The organism is Planococcus sp. MSAK28401 (genome assembly GCF_018283455.1).
Lineage (GTDB): Bacteria > Bacillota > Bacilli > Bacillales_A > Planococcaceae > Planococcus > Planococcus alpniumensis.
In genome coordinates, this window is the sequence record NZ_JAAMTH010000001.1 from 3,445,949 (window position 1) to 3,465,796 (window position 19,848).

18 protein-coding genes and 1 riboswitch are annotated in these 19,848 nt (G+C 45.0%); of the genes, 4 read left to right on the forward strand and 14 right to left on the reverse strand.

Annotated features, from left to right (window positions below; all coding sequences use genetic code 11):
- Positions 1-35 precede the first annotated feature (35 nt).
- The 13 genes from G3255_RS17510 to G3255_RS17570 form a co-directional block, all read right to left on the reverse strand.
- The gene (locus G3255_RS17510) at positions 36-1,115 is read right to left on the reverse strand and encodes a M42 family metallopeptidase (RefSeq protein ID WP_211655643.1); all 1,080 of its coding nucleotides are present in this window, start codon (positions 1,113-1,115) and stop codon (positions 36-38) included.
- Positions 1,116-1,133: 18 nt separating this feature from the next.
- Positions 1,134-2,762, reverse strand: coding sequence for an ABC transporter substrate-binding protein (locus G3255_RS17515; RefSeq protein ID WP_249222164.1), 1,629 nt, complete (start codon positions 2,760-2,762; stop codon positions 1,134-1,136).
- Positions 2,763-2,963: 201 nt separating this feature from the next.
- Positions 2,964-3,458: an LURP-one-related/scramblase family protein gene (locus G3255_RS17520; RefSeq protein ID WP_211655645.1), complete on the reverse strand. Its 495-nt coding sequence runs from the start codon at positions 3,456-3,458 to the stop codon at positions 2,964-2,966.
- Between the two features lie 87 nt (positions 3,459-3,545).
- Entirely contained in the window at positions 3,546-4,112 is a 567-nt protein-coding gene (locus tag G3255_RS17525; protein ID WP_211655646.1) for a DUF4256 domain-containing protein, read from the reverse strand.
- A 180-nt stretch (positions 4,113-4,292) separates the two neighbouring features.
- Positions 4,293-5,852 (reverse strand): histidine kinase N-terminal 7TM domain-containing diguanylate cyclase, encoded by a 1,560-nt coding sequence (locus tag G3255_RS17530; RefSeq protein WP_211655647.1) that lies wholly within the window; start codon positions 5,850-5,852, stop codon positions 4,293-4,295.
- 281 nt (positions 5,853-6,133) lie between these two features.
- Positions 6,134-8,383, reverse strand: coding sequence for a catalase/peroxidase HPI (gene katG / locus G3255_RS17535; RefSeq protein WP_211655648.1), 2,250 nt, complete (start codon positions 8,381-8,383; stop codon positions 6,134-6,136).
- Positions 8,384-8,700: 317 nt separating this feature from the next.
- The gene (locus G3255_RS17540; protein WP_211656026.1) at positions 8,701-9,153 is read right to left on the reverse strand and encodes a helix-turn-helix domain-containing protein; all 453 of its coding nucleotides are present in this window, start codon (positions 9,151-9,153) and stop codon (positions 8,701-8,703) included.
- Positions 9,154-9,382: 229 nt separating this feature from the next.
- Positions 9,383-10,537 (reverse strand): KdpD-like non-kinase potassium sensor, encoded by a 1,155-nt coding sequence (gene kdpDN / locus G3255_RS17545; RefSeq protein ID WP_211655649.1) that lies wholly within the window; start codon positions 10,535-10,537, stop codon positions 9,383-9,385.
- 53 nt (positions 10,538-10,590) lie between these two features.
- Positions 10,591-11,166 (reverse strand): potassium-transporting ATPase subunit KdpC, encoded by a 576-nt coding sequence (gene kdpC, locus G3255_RS17550; protein ID WP_211655650.1) that lies wholly within the window; start codon positions 11,164-11,166, stop codon positions 10,591-10,593.
- A 26-nt stretch (positions 11,167-11,192) separates the two neighbouring features.
- Positions 11,193-13,193 (reverse strand): potassium-transporting ATPase subunit KdpB, encoded by a 2,001-nt coding sequence (gene kdpB / locus G3255_RS17555; RefSeq protein ID WP_249222378.1) that lies wholly within the window; start codon positions 13,191-13,193, stop codon positions 11,193-11,195.
- 144 nt (positions 13,194-13,337) lie between these two features.
- Positions 13,338-15,008 carry a potassium-transporting ATPase subunit KdpA gene (kdpA, locus tag G3255_RS17560; RefSeq protein WP_211656027.1) on the reverse strand — a complete coding sequence of 557 codons (1,671 nt, stop codon included), beginning with the start codon at positions 15,006-15,008 and terminating at the stop codon, positions 13,338-13,340.
- A 34-nt stretch (positions 15,009-15,042) separates the two neighbouring features.
- Complete coding sequence (locus tag G3255_RS20430; protein ID WP_211656028.1) at positions 15,043-15,120, reverse strand: potassium-transporting ATPase subunit F; 78 nt, start codon at positions 15,118-15,120, stop codon at positions 15,043-15,045.
- 122 nt (positions 15,121-15,242) lie between these two features.
- Complete coding sequence (locus tag G3255_RS17570) at positions 15,243-15,647, reverse strand: hypothetical protein (RefSeq protein ID WP_211655652.1); 405 nt, start codon at positions 15,645-15,647, stop codon at positions 15,243-15,245.
- Between the two features lie 424 nt (positions 15,648-16,071).
- Positions 16,072-16,213: riboswitch (cyclic di-AMP (ydaO/yuaA leader) on the reverse strand.
- Positions 16,214-16,506: 293 nt separating this feature from the next.
- Here G3255_RS17570 and G3255_RS17575 point away from each other — a divergent pair.
- The 3 genes from G3255_RS17575 to G3255_RS17585 all read left to right on the forward strand — a co-directional run bounded on the left by G3255_RS17575 (position 16,507) and on the right by G3255_RS17585 (position 18,259).
- Positions 16,507-16,875: a Na-translocating system protein MpsC family protein gene (locus tag G3255_RS17575; protein ID WP_211655653.1), complete on the forward strand. Its 369-nt coding sequence runs from the start codon at positions 16,507-16,509 to the stop codon at positions 16,873-16,875.
- Positions 16,876-17,227: 352 nt separating this feature from the next.
- Complete coding sequence (locus G3255_RS17580; protein ID WP_211655654.1) at positions 17,228-17,770, forward strand: PadR family transcriptional regulator; 543 nt, start codon at positions 17,228-17,230, stop codon at positions 17,768-17,770.
- 12 nt (positions 17,771-17,782) lie between these two features.
- Positions 17,783-18,259: a DUF4188 domain-containing protein gene (locus G3255_RS17585; RefSeq protein WP_211655655.1), complete on the forward strand. Its 477-nt coding sequence runs from the start codon at positions 17,783-17,785 to the stop codon at positions 18,257-18,259.
- Positions 18,260-18,444: 185 nt separating this feature from the next.
- Here the strand turns inward: G3255_RS17585 and G3255_RS17590 are convergent, their stop codons facing one another.
- Positions 18,445-19,086 carry a Yip1 family protein gene (locus tag G3255_RS17590; RefSeq protein WP_211655656.1) on the reverse strand — a complete coding sequence of 214 codons (642 nt, stop codon included), beginning with the start codon at positions 19,084-19,086 and terminating at the stop codon, positions 18,445-18,447.
- A gap of 162 nt (positions 19,087-19,248) precedes the next feature.
- Here G3255_RS17590 and G3255_RS17595 point away from each other — a divergent pair, with 162 nt between their 5' ends.
- Positions 19,249-19,821, forward strand: coding sequence for a YdeI/OmpD-associated family protein (locus tag G3255_RS17595; protein WP_211655657.1), 573 nt, complete (start codon positions 19,249-19,251; stop codon positions 19,819-19,821).
- The last annotated feature ends 27 nt before the right edge of the window (positions 19,822-19,848 follow it).

Sequence of the window (19,848 nt, forward strand, 5' to 3'; positions counted from 1 at the left end):
AGGTTCACAAGTTAAAAGGCGTTTTGGAAATGCTATTAGGTATCCAAGAAGTTTTTTCCGTTTAAGTCATTCGACGATAGAATAAAGTGTTTTACCAAATCCACGGTGTGATCCAAATCTTCCAGATCCACGATTTCAATCGGTGTATGTGTATAACGGGAAGGAATTGAAACCACACCGGACGAGACACCTTTATGTGTCATATGAATCGCCCCGGCATCTGTGCCGATGCCCATGAAAATTTCCTGCTGATACGGAATCGCTTGCTCGGTGGCCACTTTCTCCAGCAACCCCGTCACCAAAGGATGCGAAATCAAAGACTTATCCGTAATCTTGATGCACGGTCCAGCGCCCAGTTTTCGGGTGCCAGTCACGAGCACATCATGGGTGTCACTCGTCGGCGTCGTATCGATCGCCAAAGCGAAATCCGGCTGCAGATTCGCGCTCAAGACGGAAGCGCCGCGCAGCCCGACCTCTTCCTGTACAGTGAAGGCGAAGTGGATATCGCCATGCGCCAAATCGGCTTGTTGATGGAATTGGTTGATCAACTCGATCAATACGGCACAACCCGCCCGGTCATCCAAAGCTTTTCCGACGACGCGATTTTGCTTGGCATCGCCAATCAGCTTCAATTCGCTGCCGTAACTCACCGGCTGGCCGACTCTGACACCCATTTGCGCCACCTCTTCAGGCGAAGCCGCCCCGATATCGATATACAGTTCCCGGTGTGAAGCGATGCGCTTCGGGTCGTCCCATTTCACGTAATGGACGGCGAGCGTGCCGATCACGCCTTGAATATAGCCGTCATCGCCTTTGATTGTCACCGGCTGGGCCAACAAAGTGCGGTTGTCGAATCCACCCAGCTGTTCGAAGCGCAGCGTGCCATTCGCTTCGACTTTTTTCACAATAAAGCCGATTTCATCCGCATGCGCGGCGAGCAAGATCGACGGCAAAGAAGCATCCGTCGCCGGAACCGTCGCGATAATATTGCCAAGCGGGTCCACTTCGCAAGACGCCACTTTTTCTTCTATTTCGCCTTTGATATAACGTTGGACGTCTTGCTCGAAGCCGCTTGGCCCCACCAATCCACATAAATCCTTCAATACTTTATACAAAATTGCTCAACTCCAGGCTTAGTTTGATAGGTACACATCGGTCATTAAATCATTGCTCATCGGATGCGGATTGTAATCTTCCACATAATCGCTTTGTGCCAAAGGCGGCGTTGTATAGGCGAGCATCACCCAAGGCGCGTCTTCCTGGAACAATTGCTGGGCTTCCTGGTACAGCTCTGTCCGCTTGTCCTGGTCGATTGTTTCACGCGCTTCCGTAATCAACGACGTGAATTCGTCGCTCTTATAAAACGCGATGTTTTGTGCAGGCACTTCGGCGTTCGTTTTGCTGAGGTTTGGATACAGGAAATTGTCCGGGTCCGCCATAACCCCAGTCCAGCCGTACATGGCCATGCTGTGCTTGCCGTTCTTCGTATCTTCCAAATAAGTCGCCCATTCAGACGACACGATTTCTGCCTTGATGCCGATTTCAGCCAAGTCTGATTGGATCGCTTCCGCAATTTTCATCGGTTCCGGCAAATAAGGGCGCGGATTGCTCATCGTATGCAGTTCCGTGGTAAAGCCGTCCTCGAAGCCTGCTTCCGCCAATAGTTTTTTCGCTTCTTCTACGTTGTAATCGTATTTCTCCAGTGACTCGTCATGGCTCCAAAGAGACGGCGGCAAAGGACTTGTCGCCGGATCTGCCAACCCGTTATAGAACGCATCGACGATTTCTTCTTTATCGATCGCCATATTGATGGCCTTGCGCACTAAGGGATCGTCGAATGGCTCTTTTTCCATATTGAACGCCATATAGCCGATATTGAAACTTGGGCGTTTGAGCAGCTCAATGCCGTCGGTGTCTTCCACAATCGTCGTATCGCTTGCATTCATGCCGTCCACAATATCGATTTCCCCAGTCTGCAAAGCATTCAAGCGGGCAGAGTTCTCGGGAATGACTTGGTAGATGACTTGATCGAGGTAAGGCTTCCCTTCCATCCAATAGTCTTCATTCTTAGATAGCGTGATCGTATTGTTGCGGTTCCATTCCTCGAACTTGAATGGCCCTGTGCCGACCGGATTCTCACCGATGCCTGCCCCGTATTGTTCGATTGCTGCAGGGCTAGCGATCCCGAACATCGAAATCGCTAAATAGCTGAGGAACGGAGCGGTTTTTCGCTTCAACACGATTTCAAGTTCGTGCTCATCAGTCGCTGTCACCGATTCAATCAGGTGGTTTTCGTCTCCTTTAAACCCGCCATAGAGGAATGGATAATAAGGAAAATCCCCTTCGTGGTACGGGTTTTCCGGATCCATCCAACGTTCGAAGTTAAAGACGACAGCTTCTGCGTTAAAATCGGTGCCGTCATGGAACTTCACGCCTTCGCGCAGCTGGAATGTCCAAGTCAAGCCGTCTTCGCTCGAAGTGTATTCAGTAGCCAGTTTTGGCTGAAGCTCCAAATTATGGTCATATTCCAGTAGAGTTTCGTATATATTATGCGTAACCCGGATCGATTCGCCGTCTGTCACATTGATTGGATCTAGACTGACCGAATCTGCGCCGCGCCCATAAACCAAAGTGCCGCCGCTCTTGTCGTCTTCAGATGAAGCGCCGCCCTCACTTTCCGTGTTGTCGCTGGAACATCCAGCCAACAATACAATTCCGAATGCGATGAAAAAATAAAATAAGTTGCGAACTTTCTTCTCCAACCGGCTTCCGCCTCCTTTTTCGCTCTCTTTCTCTAACACAGTGAAGTTTTAGTGAAAGGAAGATATGTTCAAGTATAAAGTCAGTTGAATTAATTATCAAATCAATTTTTTCAGAAAATTTATTTTTCTATAAAAAAACACTCACTTGTAAAGTGAATGTCTTTTATTATTATTCATCTGTAAAGGGTTAACGCGTCTTTATTATCCTCCTGCAGAAGCAGCTGACGCTTGGTCCGCTTTTACGCAATCGATCGCTACGACGAGTGAAATGATCAAATGCTCCATCGTTTCATCCAGGATGTCTACTTGATACGTGTCTCCCCAACTGAGCCATTGCTTGCTCACCGAGCCGATGACTTGTCCGTGCCGAAGAATGTCAAAGCTCATTTCCCACCAGTTGCCCTGCACATCGATGCCTTCCGCTTCAATGGCGTAGCGCGGTTTCAAAAAAGTGAATTCTTTCTTGATCATTACTGCTTCCTGCCCATCCACTTCCACAAAGAAAGTCGGCAAGAAACTGAAGGTCTTTTTGGTGATAACCCCGATTTCCTGGTTTTTAGCATCCAAGATTGAAAAGGTCTTCGGGATTTTCAAAAAACTTCCTTCTACGAAATACCGATCCTGTTCTTGCTCGTCTTTGACTGTAAACTTCTCGCTCAAGCTGAACACTTTTTGTTTGATATAAAGTTGCTTCATACTAACTTCCTTTCTGGTTTCTGCTGTCGGGTCTACCCTTGCTGCCAAGTCCATCCGTGTGGTTCCACGTGAAACATCTTCACACGTTTATACTTTCAAAATTCCCCTGAATCCTCTTGCGGCGTAATAGGAGTCCGCCCCGTTGTGGTAAACAAAAACCTGCCCGTATCTGCAATCGCCAAAAATCGCTCCGCCACGTTCCCGTATTTCCTGAGGCGTCTCGAGCCAACTCGAAGTTTTCAAATCAAACTCTCCTAAGGTTTGAAGCAACCTGTACTGATCTTCTGTCAATAATTCAATGCCCATTTCGTTAGCCCTGTCGACTGCTGAACTCTCGGGTTTGTTCTTTTTGCGTGATTCAAGCGCCGTGCGGTCGTAGCAAAGGCTTCTGCGTCCTGCAGGGCTTTCTTTTGAGCAATCGCAAAACAAGAACATCCCGCTCTCCGCTTCATAGCCGATGACATCCGGTTCACCGCCCGTTTCTTCCATTTGATGCAAGACGGAAAGTTTCTCCGGGTTTTCGTTCAGTTTCAGCAAGATGTTGTCCCAGCCCATCTTTTCGTGGCGTTCTTCATGTTGTTCAAAACGCTGTTTCAAAGTATCGAGTAAATTATGGCTTTGTTGTTTGGTTAACTGCTTGTTACGGGCACACATTGAATAACCTCCTATTCCAACATATGGTTTTTAAAAATCCGTGCTGCTGCCTTCTTCCTTACTTTTGACATACTGCACGGTTTCTCCTGCTAACGGGCTTTTTTAATAGACGCAAAGTTTGAGGGAAACTAAAAGGCATCTCTTATGAATTGATTTCATAAAAGATGCCTTTTTCTTATTTCACTTAATGGATTCCATTATTTTCGTGTATACAGACACTTGATCTCGCCCATTCTGTTTCGCTGCATAAAGGGCGATATCTGCTTTCTTTAAGAGCTGCTGCAAGCTTCCGTCCGTGCTTTGAGCGACGCCCATGCTGACCGTGGCTGAGATCTTTCCGTGGCCTGTGGCGAGTGGATGCAACTGCAAATGGCTCCTGAGTTCATTGCCTACTTGCTCCGCTTTCTCCACTGTACATCCTTTTAACGCCAGGACAAACTCCTCCCCACCGTAACGGGCGAAAATCTGCCCTTCTTGCAATTTGTTTCGGCAAATTTGGGCAATATGGACAAGAACTTGGTCGCCTATATCGTGTCCATATGTATCATTAATTGCTTTAAAGTGATCAATATCCATAAGAATGACCGAAAAAGGAGCGGAACTCTCCATAGCTTCTGCAAAATCCTCTTCACATTGCCGCAAGAAAGCGCGCCTGTTGTAAACTTGGGTCAGTTCGTCGTAAAAAGCTTGGCGTTCCAATTGCTGCTGCAGTTTTTTCAGCTCGGTCACGTCTGTAAAAATAAGCAGCAAACCTTCACTGCTGCCGCCATGTTTCATGGTCGATGCGCTGATTTGGTAGATGCGCTCTGAATGGCCTATAACGGCTTGAATTTCATGAAGGCCCATGCTCGCCAGTTCGACAGGAAACCGTTCCCCTGCCAGTCGCAGCCATATACTTTGAAACTCCATGCCATACATGGACTTATCCAAAAGCGGAAAACTATTCTTCGCAGCCCGGTTAAACTCTATCAACCGGTGTGACTTATCGAGCACAATGACGCCATCTTTAATATTATTGAAAATGATATCTTTCGCCACTGGCATAATAGCAAACAAAGTCGATGAGCTAATCGCCCAAAAATATAAAACAGACGATAGCCATAGCACCATCGGCACCGGATCTAACCCGCTCGGCGTCACGCCAATCAAATACAAAAAGGCCGTCAGCATCGGGAGTAATTGCCCGAACAGTAAAGCCACTAGCTGTGGGCGATAAGCACGGGCAGTTTCTTTCCACTTGGACAACAAAAGTACGAAAGCCACGAACATGCAGGAAAAGATGTAAAGGCCGTGGACAGCATACCAGGTCCCGATTTCCTGATAGATGAACGGCATGCCCATCACGGGATCAGCTTCGAATACCCGGTAGTGCAGCCCGTGCCAATCATTGGTGATGACCATGAACAAGGTAATGAACGGCACAATCATTAGGGACCAAAACCCAGCCCTTGTTACATTAACGCCCAAATAGCGCATGATGAACAGTAAACCGAGAGGCGCAGAGAACGGCATGCCGACATATTGGATAATGGTCCAAAATTTCATCTGCCCAAGTGTATTTGCCGTCAACGCCATTCCCGCGCCGAAGCAATAAATACCGATTGCCGCGGTATAGAGCAAGAAATAATGCGCAATTTCCGAGTAATTATGGCGCTTCCGAAAAACGTATATAAGTAAGAACAAGATAAATACAGTCGACATACAAATTAAGGTAAGGTATACCATCAGTGGGGAATGCACGGAAGACACCCCTCTTTCACTCTTTTTACTCATAATGTAGCATAATCTAATTGAAAAATATTGAAAAATTTCATCAAATAAAAAGAAATTTTTTACTATAAATAGAAGATTACCATCGCATATGCCAACTTCTCCATTTTTTATTTCATTTAATTGAAACGATCATTTCGGAATAGCTTTTGGTAAATTTTTCACAAAAAAATGACTTCGGCGGAAGCAAACGTCATTTTGAGCCCATAAAAAAAACCGGCCAGCAAAATGCCGGCCAGCCAGTGTCTCATTTAGTTCTGCAAATCGTAGCGATCGGCATTCATCACTTTGTTCCATGCTTTGATGAAGTCGCGTACGAATTTTTCTTTATGGTCGTCTTGTGCGTATACTTCAGCAACCGCACGCAGGATGGAGTTCGAGCCGAATACGAGGTCAATGCGCGTTGCAGTGCCAGCGGATTCGCCGGTTACAAGGTTCTTGCCTTCATATTTGTTGAATTCGACAGGTGCCCATTCGATGTCCATATCCAATAGCTTCGTGAAGAAGTCGTTGGTCAAGACGCCGACGTTGTCAGTCAAGACGCCTGCTGTAGAGCCTTCATGGTTTGCGCCAAGTGCGCGCATGCCGCCGACCAATACAGTCATTTCCGGAGCTGTCAGGCCAAGCAATTGTGCTTTATCCAACAACATTTCTTCCGGGCTTGTAGCATATTCTTTCTTCTGGTAGTTTCTGAAACCGTCTGAAATCGGCTCCAACACTTCAAAGCTTTCCGCATCGGTTTGTTCTTCGAGTGCATCTCCGCGGCCTTGAGTGAATGGAACTTCGACATCGAAACCAGCTGCTTTGGCTGCTTGTTCAATCGCAGCGTTACCGCCAAGTACGATCAAGTCCGCAATGCTCACTTTATCGCCTGTTTCAGCTTTCAAATGCTCATAGAAGTAAAGCACTTTTTCCAGTTCTTCCGGCTCGTTTGCATCCCAGCTGCGCTGTGGAGCGAAACGGATGCGAGCACCGTTTGCGCCGCCGCGTTTGTCGGAACCGCGGAATGTGCTGGCAGAAGCCCAAGCTGCTTTCACTAGCTCTTGTGGGTTTAATCCGCTTTCGAGGATTTTCGCTTTCAGCTCATCCAATTCTTTATCTTTCAATTTGCCTGGTGCTGCTGGTACTGGGTCTTGCCAGATCAATTCTTCTTCAGGAACTTCCGGACCCCAATAACGGGCTTTTGGCCCCATGTCACGGTGAAGAAGCTTGAACCATGCACGAGCAAACGCATCTTGGAACTCTTCCATGTTTTCGTAATAACGGCGGGAAATTTTTTCGTACTCCGGATCCACACGAAGCGCCATATCGGCAGTCGTCATCATCGTTTTCACTTTGATGGAAGAATCTTCTGCGTCAGGTGCCATCTGCTCCTCTGATAGATCTTTTGCAGTCCATTGATACGCACCGGCAGGAGATTTCGTCAACTCCCACTCGTATCCGAGCAATTGCTCGTAATAGCCATTATCCCACTGAATCGGGTTGGCAGTCCATGCGCCTTCGATACCGCTTGAAATGGTATCGCGGCCTTTACCTGAACCATGCGAGCTCTTCCAGCCAAGACCCTGGTTTTCCATAACGGCTGCTTCCGGATCGTCACCTACGTTGGAAGGATCTCCAGCTCCGTGAGCTTTACCGAATGTATGTCCACCTGCGATCAACGCAACGGTCTCTTCATCGTTCATTCCCATGCGAGCAAATGTCTCACGGATATCGAACGCACTTGCAAGCGGATCCGGTTTGCCGTTAGGCCCTTCCGGATTCACATAGATCAAGCCCATTTCAACGGCAGCAAGAGGGTTTTCCAATTCGCGATCCCCTGAATAACGGTTATCCGACAACCACTCTTTTTCATTGCCCCAATAAACGTCTTCTTCCGGTGCCCAAATATCTTCACGGCCTGCACCGAATCCGAAGGTTTTGAAGCCCATCGATTCAAGTGCCACGTTTCCTGTCAAGACGAGCAAGTCAGCCCATGAGATTTTGTTTCCGTATTTTTTCTTGATCGGCCAAAGCAAACGGCGCGCTTTGTCCAAGTTGACGTTATCCGGCCAGCTGTTAAGCGGCGCGAAACGCTGGTTGCCGGTAGAACCGCCTCCACGGCCGTCCATCGTACGGTAAGTACCTGCCGCGTGCCACGACATGCGGATGAACAATCCGCCGTAATGGCCATAATCCGCCGGCCACCATTCCTGGCTATTGGTCATCAAGTCGCGAAGATCTTGTTTCAATGCATCGTAATCCAATTTCTCGAATTCCGCTTGGTAATCAAATTCTTCCCCTAGAGGGTTCGATTTCGTGTCATGCTGGTGCAGAATATTGACATTCAACATATTCGGCCACCAGTCTTTATTTTGCGTTTTGCCTGGCTTGTTCGAAGTGGTGATGGCGCTGTCCTGGTGTCCGCCCGTTTGGCTCGTCGGCTGTTGCCCGCCGGCGCCCGTAAATGGGCATTGTGCATCTGATGCAGCTGTGTGGCGCTTTTGTTCGTTGTTATCCATCTTGTAAAAACCTCCTAATTGATAATGAAAAGGTAACTTCTATCCAGCACTCGTATTGCTGGGTACTGCCAATTGCATATAATAATTCTTACATTAGAATTATACTAAACTAGAGATCACCTGAACAGCAAAATGAATTAAAATACACACAATTTTTTTGTGCGCTGCCCCAGCGCCAAAAGAGCTGAGCAAATTTTCTCACGACTCTCGCATTCCAATCTAAAAATTGATGTTTCATTCATATCTTTTATTCTGCAACTCTAATAAACAAATATACCTCTCAGCTGCTCTTTCGAGAACTTCACATCGAATGTTTATTAGACAACTTTATCCTTCAATTGATCGCTGCCAATCCCGCCAACGACCATCAATACCAGTGGCAGGAAATTCGACAGCATTCTAGAGATGCCCTCCAGAACGAGAAAATTCGTGCCGAAGAAATAATTCGAGGCGATGAGGACAATCTTCACCAGCAGCAATAAGACACCCAACATGAAAATACTGTCGAAAAAGACTTTCCACTTCGGATGGGCCAATTTTTTGCTGTCTTGAATCACTTTGTCCTTCAATTCATCATCACTCCTTAATAGTTCATCGATCGTCACCCCGAATAAATCACTCAAATCGATGATGACTTCAATGCTCGGATAATTTTTGCCGGTCTCCCATTTGGAAACCGATTGGCGGCTTACGTGAAGTTTCTCCGCGAGCTCTGCCTGCGACCACCCCTTTTTCTCCCGTTCGTTTTTTAGCCTTTCGCTGAACATCATGAGCTTCATCGCCTTTCCTTATAATTTCAGTATCAAGCCTGTCGCCGGGAAAAGTAAAGCTAGTTCTAGGCGCACTAAGGCGCAACCTAAGCGGGCAGCCCTTAAATATCAACTGTTTTCTTATATTAATGTGCATGATTTATCTACTATATTAACTCACGACAAAAAGAGAGACTGAGCTTTCCTCAATCTCTTGTAGATCTCCTATTCTATTTTTACAAAATAGAAATTAACTGCGTCTGTTATCTGCCACTATATGAATGTCGATATTTGATGTTTTTCTCATGATGGCATTAACTATAGACCCTTTTTTGACTTCCTCCCACCTGGTCCTAGCCGACTGCCCCAACAATATTTGAGTGATGAAATATTTATTTGCTATGTCGATAATAATCGCTTCAGGTTTTTTATTGTTTCTTTTCTCCAAAATGAATGTTGCGTTAAATTGTTCCGCCAGTTCCATCCATTGTTTTATCTTCTCACTTTTGGCGTTGGAAAGGGGTTCGTGATCATCTGCTACAGTTAAGATATACAAGTCCGCATTTAAACGGTTCGCCATTCTATATCCGCGTCTAATCAATTTCTCAGAGGTGGTTCCATAATGAACACAAACAAGAATTTTCTCATGTATTCCTACAGGCCCCTCGAAGAGTTTGCCACTTGTTTTCTCAATTCGCTCGTCCACATCATCCGCGATCTCTCTGAGCGCCAACTCCCTTAGGGCAGAAAGGTTCGTAGTGGTGAAAAAATTCTCCAAGCTTTGTTGTATTTTTTCCGGGGCATAGATTTTGCCATCCTCCAACCTTTTTCTAAGTGTTTCGGGTGATGCATCGATAAATTGAACTTCATTGGCTTTTTGGATAAATCGATCCGGCACCCTTTCCCTCACCGCCACGCCACTAAGCGTTCGGACAATATCGTGCACACTCTCCAAGTGTTGGATATTAACGGCGGAAATGACATCAATGCCAGCTTCTAGCAGTTCATCGACGTCCATATACCTTTTTACATGTTTAGAGCCCGGAATATTCGTGTGTGCAAGCTCGTCAATGATAACTGCTTCAGGAGCACGCCTTTTAATTTCTTCTATATTAAGTTCGTCGAATATTCTCCCCTTGTAAGAAATCTTCATCAAGGGGATTTGTTCCAAATTCCCTATTTGTGCTTCTGTCTCACTTCTTCTATGCGTCTCTACGTACCCGATTGTTACGTCGATGCCTTCTCTTTTTAAATCGTGTGCATCTTGAAGCATTTTATACGTTTTTCCAACTCCAGGAGCGGCGCCGATGTATAACTTCAACTTTCCCCGCCGACCTTCGTTGATCTCCTCCAATAGCTCGTCAGGTGTCTTTTTTCGAAAATAAGGGTGCATCTCTTCCGGCATGTCATCACCTTCTTATGGAAATACCTCGACCAGTAAATGGTCGAGGTGATGAATTATTTTATTAACTGATTCAGATCGACATTTAATAACAGGACATTTACGCGGGGTTCTCCAAATAATCCAAGTTCCCTGTCTTGAGTATTCTTTTCTATCAACCCATTTAAATCAGTTTGACTTATGCCTGTTGCCAAGGAAACGCGTGCCGTTTGAGCATAAGCTCCTTCTGGACTGATATGGGGGTCCAAGCCTGAAGCTGAGTTCGTCACGAGATCAATCGGCACTGCATTATTGTCGGGATGCACCTGCTTCCACTTCTCCACGGCAAGTTTCGTGCGCTCAATCATTTCTTCATTTGATGGCGCATAATTTCCGGACCCTGAATTTGCCGCGTCATACTCAATACTGGAAACGCGGCCATGAAAATAATTTTCGCTGGTGAAGTTTTGGCCAATCAACTCCGCTCCCATTTCTTTGCCGTCCTCATCATATAACAGGCTGCCCCCTGCTTTCTCCGGCATCAATACTTGGGCTATCCCAGTTGTTACAACAGGATAAATAACACCGCACAATAGCATGATTAAAAAACTGGTTCGCACGATGGGGCCAAAAACACTTTTATTTTTACTCATTACTATCCCTTCTTTCTTTAACTTTATTAAATGAATAACGATATGATGATATCGATCATTTTGATTCCGATAAATGGAACTGCCAAGCCTCCCAAACCATATATCAAGAGGTTTTTGCGGAGCAGGGCATTAGAACTCATCGGTTTATACGATACCCCTCTCATGGCCAGTGGAATTAACAACGGAATGATAACCGCATTGAAAATCAACGCCGATAGAATAGCGGACATGGGTGAATCCAGTTTCATGATATTCAAGACGTCCATTTCTGGAATCGCCAGCATAAACATAGCCGGGATAATTGCGAAATATTTAGCCACGTCATTCGCAATACTAAATGTGGTAAGTGCTCCTCGAGTCATCAATAATTGCTTGCCAATCGACACAACTTCAATGATTTTCGTTGGGTTGGAATCCAAATCCACCATATTTGCCGCTTCTTTTGCAGCTGATGTGCCGCTATTCATCGCCAAGCCTACATCCGCCTGTGCCAATGCCGGAGCATCGTTCGTCCCGTCGCCCGTCATAGCCACAAGCTTTCCTTGAGCTTGCTCATATTTGATGACCTCAATTTTATCTTCCGGCTTACACTCTGCAATAAACTCGTCGACCCCAGCTTCTTTTGCAATGGTGGCAGCCGTCAACGGATTGTCTCCAGTAGCCATAACAGTTTTAATGCCCATTTCTCTAAGTTGGGCGAACCGTTCTTGCATGCCCGGTTTTACCGTATCCTTTAAGTAAATCAACCCTAGAATCCGGTTTTCAACAGCAACCGCTAATGGAGTTCCACCCTCTTTGGCGATCTTGACCGTTTCTTCATCTAAATCACTCGGTATTTCCCCGCCTTTTGAAGAAACCCATTTTTTCACAGCATCGACCGCCCCTTTGCGCACTTCGCGGCCATCTGCCAGATCCATCCCGCTCATTCTCGTTTCTGCTTTAAATTCAATAAATGAACCCTTGTCTCCTATATTCAGGTCATATTCCGAATTTCTGCTGTTTAATAATTCTATGACTGATCTTCCCTCTGGTGTTTCATCTTGGAAAGAACTAATGCCCGCCCATTGCGCTAACTCAGCCGCAGCGACATCTCCTACAGCTACAAAATCACTGGCCATTCGATTCCCATATGTGATGGTACCCGTTTTATCCAGGATAATCGTATTAATATCACCAGCAGCTTCCACTGCCTTGCCACTCATGGCAATGACATTGAATTGTGTCACCCGGTCCATACCGGCTATTCCTATGGCGGAAAGCAAGCCGCCAATGGTCGTAGGGATCAAACAAACAAGCAACGCAATTAAAACCGCTATTTCTATATTAAACCCAAGGTAGTTCGTAAAAGCCGGCATCGAAACGACCACAATCATGAAGATTAAAGTCAGACTGGTTAATACGGTGTTGAGGGCAATTTCATTTGGTGTTTTCTGTCGCTTCGCCCCTTCGACAAGAGAAATCATTCGATCCAAAAAGGATTCTCCAGGGTTACTGGTAATTTTCACTTTAATTTGATCACTTACCACACGTGTTCCGCCTGTAACGGAATTAAAATCTCCGCCTGCCTCTTTGATCACCGGGGCAGATTCCCCTGTGATGGCCGATTCATCAACCGATGCCAGTCCTTCAACAACCTCTCCGTCGCTTGGAATCATTTCTCCTTGAGACACGATAACGAGGTCTCCTTTTCTCAAACTATCGGAAGGCACTTCCTCGACAATGTTATTGACTTTTAAGCGGTTGGCCATAATCTGTGTTTTGGATTTCTTTAGAGAATCGGCCTGCGCCTTTCCTCTCCCTTCTGCTAGAGCTTCTGCAAAATTCGCAAACAAAACAGTAAATAACAGGATCAATGTTACGGAAATATTAAACCAGGGTTCCACATCACTAGGCCCAAATAAATCCGGGAAAAAGGACAAGAGCAAAGTTATGATAAACCCAATCTCCACAACAAACATGATGGGGTTTCGAACCATTGTTCTCGGGTCGAGTTTAACGAACGACTGCTTTAATGCTTGTAAGAGCATGCCCTTGTCCCTGGCTTGTTTATTGCCACCTCTATTTTCAGTATCGTATTTCCGGTCTATTGTATTTTCAAATCCCTCGAACGAATCAATTTTTTCTTCTTTTTTATTTTCTTTTACCACAGTTCCCATTCCTTTACCCCCTCACTATTTAAGTGTTAAATATTCTGCTACTGGCCCTAATACCATCGTCGGGAAAAACGTTAAAGCGCCAACAATAAAGATAGTGCCCACTAAAATGACGCCAAATAATGAAGAATCAGTTCTAAATGTCCCTGAGGTTTCCGGGATAAGCTTTTTGGACGCTAGTGCGCCTGCCACAGCCAACATTGTAATCAAGCCGAAGAATCGGCCGATGTACATGACAATCCCAGTTGTTATATTCCAAAATGGCGTTGCATCCCCCAGTCCCTCGAACCCTGAACCGTTATTGGCAGCGGAAGAGGTATATTCATATAAAATCTGGCTAATGCCATGGAATCCCGGATTTGAAATCGCCTCGTTGCCAAATGGAGTGTACAAAGCCAAAGCAGAGAATCCAAGAATTAAAAACGGTGGAATTAATAAAGTCACCGCAATCAGTTTCATTTCTTTTGCCTCAAGCTTCTTGCCCAGAAACTCCGGAGTTCGCCCGACCATCAATCCGCAAAGGAAAACGGCAATCATTGCGTACATGATCACGTTAATGAACCCAGCTCCTATGCCTCCAAAAATAGTGTTCAATAGCATATTGGACAATGTCAGCAGTCCGCCGATCGGTGTGAGGGTATCGTGCATCGTGTTGACGGCCCCTGTTTCGCTCGCCGTTGTGACCATGGCATACAGCATGGATTGACCGGTGCCAAACCGCACTTCTTTGCCTTCCATGCTTCCTTGATCCTGCTGAATTCCCAATTCATTTAACGCCTGGTTGCCTTGGTATTCATAAGTCAATCCGATAGTTAGAAAGGCAACGAACATCATGGCCATAGCAGCAAATAATACCCGCCCCTGCTTCTTATTGCCGACCATTCGCCCATAAGTGAACGGGGTCGCCGTTGTTATAAGGAACATTAAAATGATTTGGAGAAGATTACTTAAAGCTGTCGGATTTTCTAACGGGTGGGCCGAATTGACGCCGAAGAAACCACCCCCGTTATTGCCCAGTTCTTTAATAGATAAGAAGGCTGCCACCGGTCCTCTTGCAATGCTTTGTTCCGCTCCTTCAATAGTTGTGGCGGTTGCTGAAGGTTCGAATGTTTGTGGAACACCTTGTGCGATAAAGAAAAATGCTGTCACAAACGAAATCGGCAACAGGACTCGTGTAATGGCACGGATCAAATCTACATAGAAATTGCCGATTCGATTTCCCGACAAGCCCCTGATAAAAGTGATCACCACTGCAAGTGCAGTACCAGGAGCTGCAAACATCATGAACAATATGCCGATCATCTGGCCTAAATACGATAATCCACTTTCACCGCTGTAATGCTGCAGATTGGTATTTGTCATAAAACTAATCGCGGTATTAAAGGCAAGCGTTGGCTCCATGCCGGGATTGCCGCTTGGATTCAACGGAAGAACTCCTTGCAGTCTGAATACGAAATAAACAAGTATAATCATAAAACCGTTTGCTAAGATCAGCGATAAAGCGTATTGTTTCCAGCTTTGCTGCTCTTTCTTTATTCCGCCAACTTTAAACAATAGCTTTTCGAATGGCCCATAAATTTTATCTAATCCAGTTGCGTTATAATCAAAAGCTTTCGCTAAGTAAATTCCCATTGGTTTGGCAAGGATTAAAACCGCCAAAAGTGTAGCGATGATTGAGATAATGGTTATTCCCACGTTGATTTCCCTCCGTCTTTTTCATCTTTTAAAATTTTTCTGGATTTATTAACACATACAATAAATAAATTGAAACTGCGGCGACCGTAATCAACAGCAAACTCATCAAGAGCCTTCACTCTCCTTGCTCACTACCGACGAAGACCAATTCGTCAACGCCACCATCGACAGCGGCAAAATAATAAACAAGCTCAGCATAATGAAATCCAACATCTTCTCAACCTCCGTTTAATTTAATAAAAACCGTATATTTTGAGTATTCGAGTGCAGCACTATTTTTGCGCCCAACAAGGTATATAATTGTTCCGGTATGCTCTTATTGCGTGCGACGACCAATAATGGCGCTTTGACGCTGGATAATGAGACTTTTATCAAAAAATGGGTGGTGGTCAAGTCACTTTCCAGGACAATGACCCGATCAACAGGCGGCATTTCAATAAGTTCCTCATTAGCTTGCAGGAAGTGGATATTTTCAAACCCCAACTTGGCCAGGGCCCATTGGACTCGTTGATTTGTCACCATAAAAATAAGATTTGCAGATTCACTTAACACATTTTCCAAATAGCCGAGTTCATCTAAACTTGGCACACAGATTAAGCAGCGTAAGCGTTCATTCTTGATTGCCCCTCCCACTTAAAGGCTTCCTCCTTTCGAATTCTTCTTCAACCCGGTTTCGGCTGGAAAACCCAACCCACTAGTTTTTTATGCTCCTATCCAGGAACCCGGTCGGGAATTCAGAATCTAAGCACAAAAAAATAGACCAATGCTCACTTTTTCCCCAAGTTCATAAGACAAGTTTTGTGACGCGGTGATTAAGCATAGATCTATGCTTAATCACCGCTGACTTGTGTTATCAACAGTTTTTGGAAAAAAAGTACTCATTGGTCTACTTAACACCCAGCAAGCAACAACTGTTGCTTCCTTTGCATTCTGTCTTCCAAGATTGACTTTTTCAAATAGGCACAATAAAAAGACCTACAATGATTTCAAGTTGCTTTTTATGAGGGCATTATAAAAATGCCTCAAAAAAAAAGCCTCCTGAATAAAGGTGGTCTTAGACCTCCTTCGCTTTAGCCGACGAAGTTAGCTGACGGGTAGGATGGCGAAAGAGTTGCTCTCATCCTTTCTACATGCGTAGAATTAACCCCAAAAGATTGGGTCCTCCGTTCCCGTTTGACGGGATTTGGCCGAGATATTTTGTTTACGAGATTATATTACTCCTACTGGGGATTATTATGCAAGAGCTTTTTAAAATATTTTTTTATCGTCTGAAAAACAGGCAATTACATATGGTGATTGACAAGTGATTCCCCAAATTTGTCTCAGTGTCTTTTCACTAGGCCCAATATAATTGCTGCATATTCCTTCCTGACTTTGCTTTCATTGTCTTTTATCGGATTCCATTTTAATCCAAAAATAGATATTGACAACGCCTGAGAAAGGACATACGATTGTTCTCGAAATTATAAAATTATTTTTGGGAGACGACCACATGCCAGTTTCGAAAAAAAGAAAACTAGAATCAGAGATTAGCGAAGCCTTTATTAAGTTCCAGCGTGAACTTATTGGACGCGGACCGCAGGAAGCCAGAACGTATATTGTTGAAGATATGGTGATCACCCGTTTTAAAGGCGTATTAACGGTTGAGGAAAAACACCTTGTGGAAAATAATGACGGCAGAAAGCTTGTTAAAAAAATGAGGCAGCTATTAAGAGAGATGTATAGCACCAATTACGAAAACATCGTGGAAAAGTGTACAGGCGCCCGTGTTCATTCAAGCCATAGTGATATCAGCACGAAAATCGGTGAAAGAATCGAAGTATTTATCGTCGATAGGGACTTGGAAAAAGAATTAAATTAAGATAAAGGCATAAATATTAATGACGAGTACAAAAACGCAATAGCAAAGTATATTCTTGTTTTTGAAGCTATTCAAAACTGTGGCCCGCTTTATCGATCCGTTAAAAATTCGGTATTAACTAAGAGGTTTTTTTCGGTTTTGTGCTTCTCTTATCAAGTTCTTTTAAAATCCCCAGTTTGATAAAATTCTCTAAGGTTGCGAAATTTTAATCCTTCGCAGCCTTTTAATCGTTTACGTTTCAACATACTTAAAATTAAATTATCTTTTAATTCAGTCAAATGTCTTGCGTTCTCTATAAAATAAGATTAATATATATATAAATGATATATATCTTTTAGATAGGTGTGAAAAAGTGAAATCATACAATAATACAACCTACGCCATATTGGGCATCTTGACGACAGACTGCACTTCGGGCTACTCCATCAAACAATTCATGGATCAAAGCTTGAATCATTTTTGGAAAATCAGCTACGGCCAAATCTATCCTACGCTCAAGCTGCTTGTCGAAGATGGCTTGGCGGAAGTAAAAAGCGCCTCTACGTCGGGCCGAGCGGATAAAAACGAGTATTTCCTCACCGAAAAAGGCTTGGCGACATTGAAAAATTGGATCGAGCAACCCATCGATCAAGTTCCAGCTGAGCGCAACGAAGTGTTGCTGAAATTATTTTTTGGCTCCCACCAATCTCCTGAGCGCACTGTTTCCCTCCTTGAGGAGTATCAAAAAACCTTGGAAGCCCGCCATGCTACGTATGAAGCGATCGAACAGGGCATCCGCCACAACCATCACGAAGAGCAAGACGCCATGTACTGGCTGTTCACTTTGGATTACGGAAAACGAGTCACACAAGCGGCCATTGGGTGGTGTGAATATACTTTGAAGAATATCCGATAAGGAGGAACAGACATGGCACAGCAAGTTTTTCCCGGACGTTTCACTACGGAAAACACGGAGGATATTGTCGTTTTCATCATTGGCATGCGCTTCAACAACCGGTTGGCAGTGAACAGATGGTTTCCGGTCTTCAGTGCGATGCCCGGCATGATCAAGGAACTCTATACGCATAAGGAAGAACTCGGATTTTTGTCGATGGAAAGCTATTTTGGATTGCGCACCACAACGATGATCCAGTATTGGCGCTCGACCGACGACTTGCTTGCGTATGCGCGCAACGACAAGCATTTAACGGCCTGGAAAAAATTCAATCAGAATGCACGTAATAATGACGCCGTCGGAATTTACCATGAAACTTTCCAAGTTCAACCCGGGCAGTACGAATCGGTTTACGTAAACATGCCGTTCTATGGTTTGGGCAAGACTTTAGAACATCAACCCATAGGTTCAGCTAAAAGTTCTGCCCGCCAACGCCTTAAAACGCAGTGATTATTCCTTTTGTCTCGAGTTTATGATTTTTCAAATACAAATAACCAATTAACAGCAAAGAGCACTCCCCCTGTTTGAGTAGATACTGAAAACAGGGGGAGCGCTCTTTATTTTAGTCATTTTTGTTCGATATCATAAAAACTATGGGAGTTAAAACTTGCTCGCTTGTGGTTTCGATTGGTCAATTAGGAAAACTCCCTGAAGAATGAAGCGAACAGCACGAAAACGATAATCAAAACAACGATCGTGATGATAATCCCTGGCAGCACGACGATGAAAAAGCCTTTCCAGGACGACACTCGGTGCGCTTCGCCTACCGCCTTGCAGACAATAATGAATGTCCAGATGGAGACGACTGCCATGACGATGGACATGATGACGACAATCGGGTCTCCTTCCACATTCGTCCGATCAGCCAGGAACGTTTCGGGTGATGCAAGCACCCAGATGATCAGCAATGGCAGCAGCCAAATTTGCGGGATTTGGGCAGTGACCAATGCTTTGAACATTTCCTGATACGTCGCCGTTCCTTTAAACAACCGTCCGACAAGCACCAGGATCGCAGCACCCAGGAAATAGCCGAAAGCGCTGCCGATCGGCCCGGTCACCAATGCTTGTAGAATCGCTGCCCACGGCGCCATATCGGAGCTGCGTTCATTCATCATCCCGATCAAACCGGAAGCAAAGCCTGTCAGGACGATGAGCAGTATAATGAACTTAAATGATTTCCGTTCAATGACGAAACGGACGGTTTCACGTGTGCGCAGCCAGATATCGGTGAATGGATTCAATCCGCGTTCATTTTTGATTCGCTCTTCTCTTACCATAATTTCTTCCTCCTTTCTATAGTGATGATCGCAATGGCCTAAAAGGCTATCCCCTATGTTTCTGCATATCTTTTGAATACCCTTTTCTATCTGTTGACGAAGGGTATGAAATCGCCGTCGAAATGGTAAATGAATGCCCATTTGAGAAAGGAGGAATGCCGAATGGAGATAGAGAATTTGCTTAGCGTAAGCTCCAGGCAAGAATTGAGGGAATGGCTGGGAAAAAATTCATCCTCCGTGAAGTTTTGCTGGGTGCTGATCGGGACCAAAGAACGGCGGGAAGGAATGCCTTATTTGGATGCCGTGGAAGAAGCCTTATGCTTTGGCTGGATTGACGGCATCACGAAAAAAACAGCCGATAATCGTTTGGCCCAAAGGCTTTCTCCGCGCCAGAAAAAAAGCAATTGGACCGAATTGAACAAAGAGCGCGTGAGAAGGCTGGAGAAACTGGGCTGGATGACCGAGCAAGGGCGCAGCGTCCTTCCTGATATGCGGCCGGAGTCATTTGCGATCGACGAAGAAGTCGAAGCACGCTTGAAACAAGACCCGCAAGTCTATGAAAACTTCTTGAACTTCCCTGAGCTGTACCGCCGGATCCGGATCGACAATATACAAAGTTATAAAACCATTGACCGCGAAATATTCGATAAACGGCTGGAAAAATTCATTGAGAATACACGCGACAATAATATGTACGGGCAGTGGCATGACAATGGCCGATTATTGGATGACTGAGCTCTTCTCGCATGTTTCCACCTTTGT

Coding starts and splice junctions, on each gene's coding strand:
- G3255_RS17520 (WP_211655645.1), bottom strand. CDS start 3,458: ATGAAGCAACTTTATATCAAACAAAAAGTGTTCAGCTTGAGCGAGAAG.
- G3255_RS20430 (WP_211656028.1), bottom strand. CDS start 15,120: ATGAGTTTGCTGTTGATTACGGTCGCCGCAGTTTCAATTTATTTATTG.
- kdpC (WP_211655650.1), bottom strand. CDS start 11,166: ATGAGTAAAAATAAAAGTGTTTTTGGCCCCATCGTGCGAACCAGTTTT.
- G3255_RS17590 (WP_211655656.1), bottom strand. CDS start 19,086: ATGGTAAGAGAAGAGCGAATCAAAAATGAACGCGGATTGAATCCATTC.
- G3255_RS17575 (WP_211655653.1), top strand. CDS start 16,507: ATGCCAGTTTCGAAAAAAAGAAAACTAGAATCAGAGATTAGCGAAGCC.
- katG (WP_211655648.1), bottom strand. CDS start 8,383: ATGGATAACAACGAACAAAAGCGCCACACAGCTGCATCAGATGCACAA.
- kdpDN (WP_211655649.1), bottom strand. CDS start 10,537: ATGCCGGAAGAGATGCACCCTTATTTTCGAAAAAAGACACCTGACGAG.
- G3255_RS17595 (WP_211655657.1), top strand. CDS start 19,249: ATGGAGATAGAGAATTTGCTTAGCGTAAGCTCCAGGCAAGAATTGAGG.
- kdpB (WP_249222378.1), bottom strand. CDS start 13,193: ATGCTCTTACAAGCATTAAAGCAGTCGTTCGTTAAACTCGACCCGAGA.
- G3255_RS17585 (WP_211655655.1), top strand. CDS start 17,783: ATGGCACAGCAAGTTTTTCCCGGACGTTTCACTACGGAAAACACGGAG.
- G3255_RS17540 (WP_211656026.1), bottom strand. CDS start 9,153: ATGATGTTCAGCGAAAGGCTAAAAAACGAACGGGAGAAAAAGGGGTGG.
- G3255_RS17525 (WP_211655646.1), bottom strand. CDS start 4,112: ATGTGTGCCCGTAACAAGCAGTTAACCAAACAACAAAGCCATAATTTA.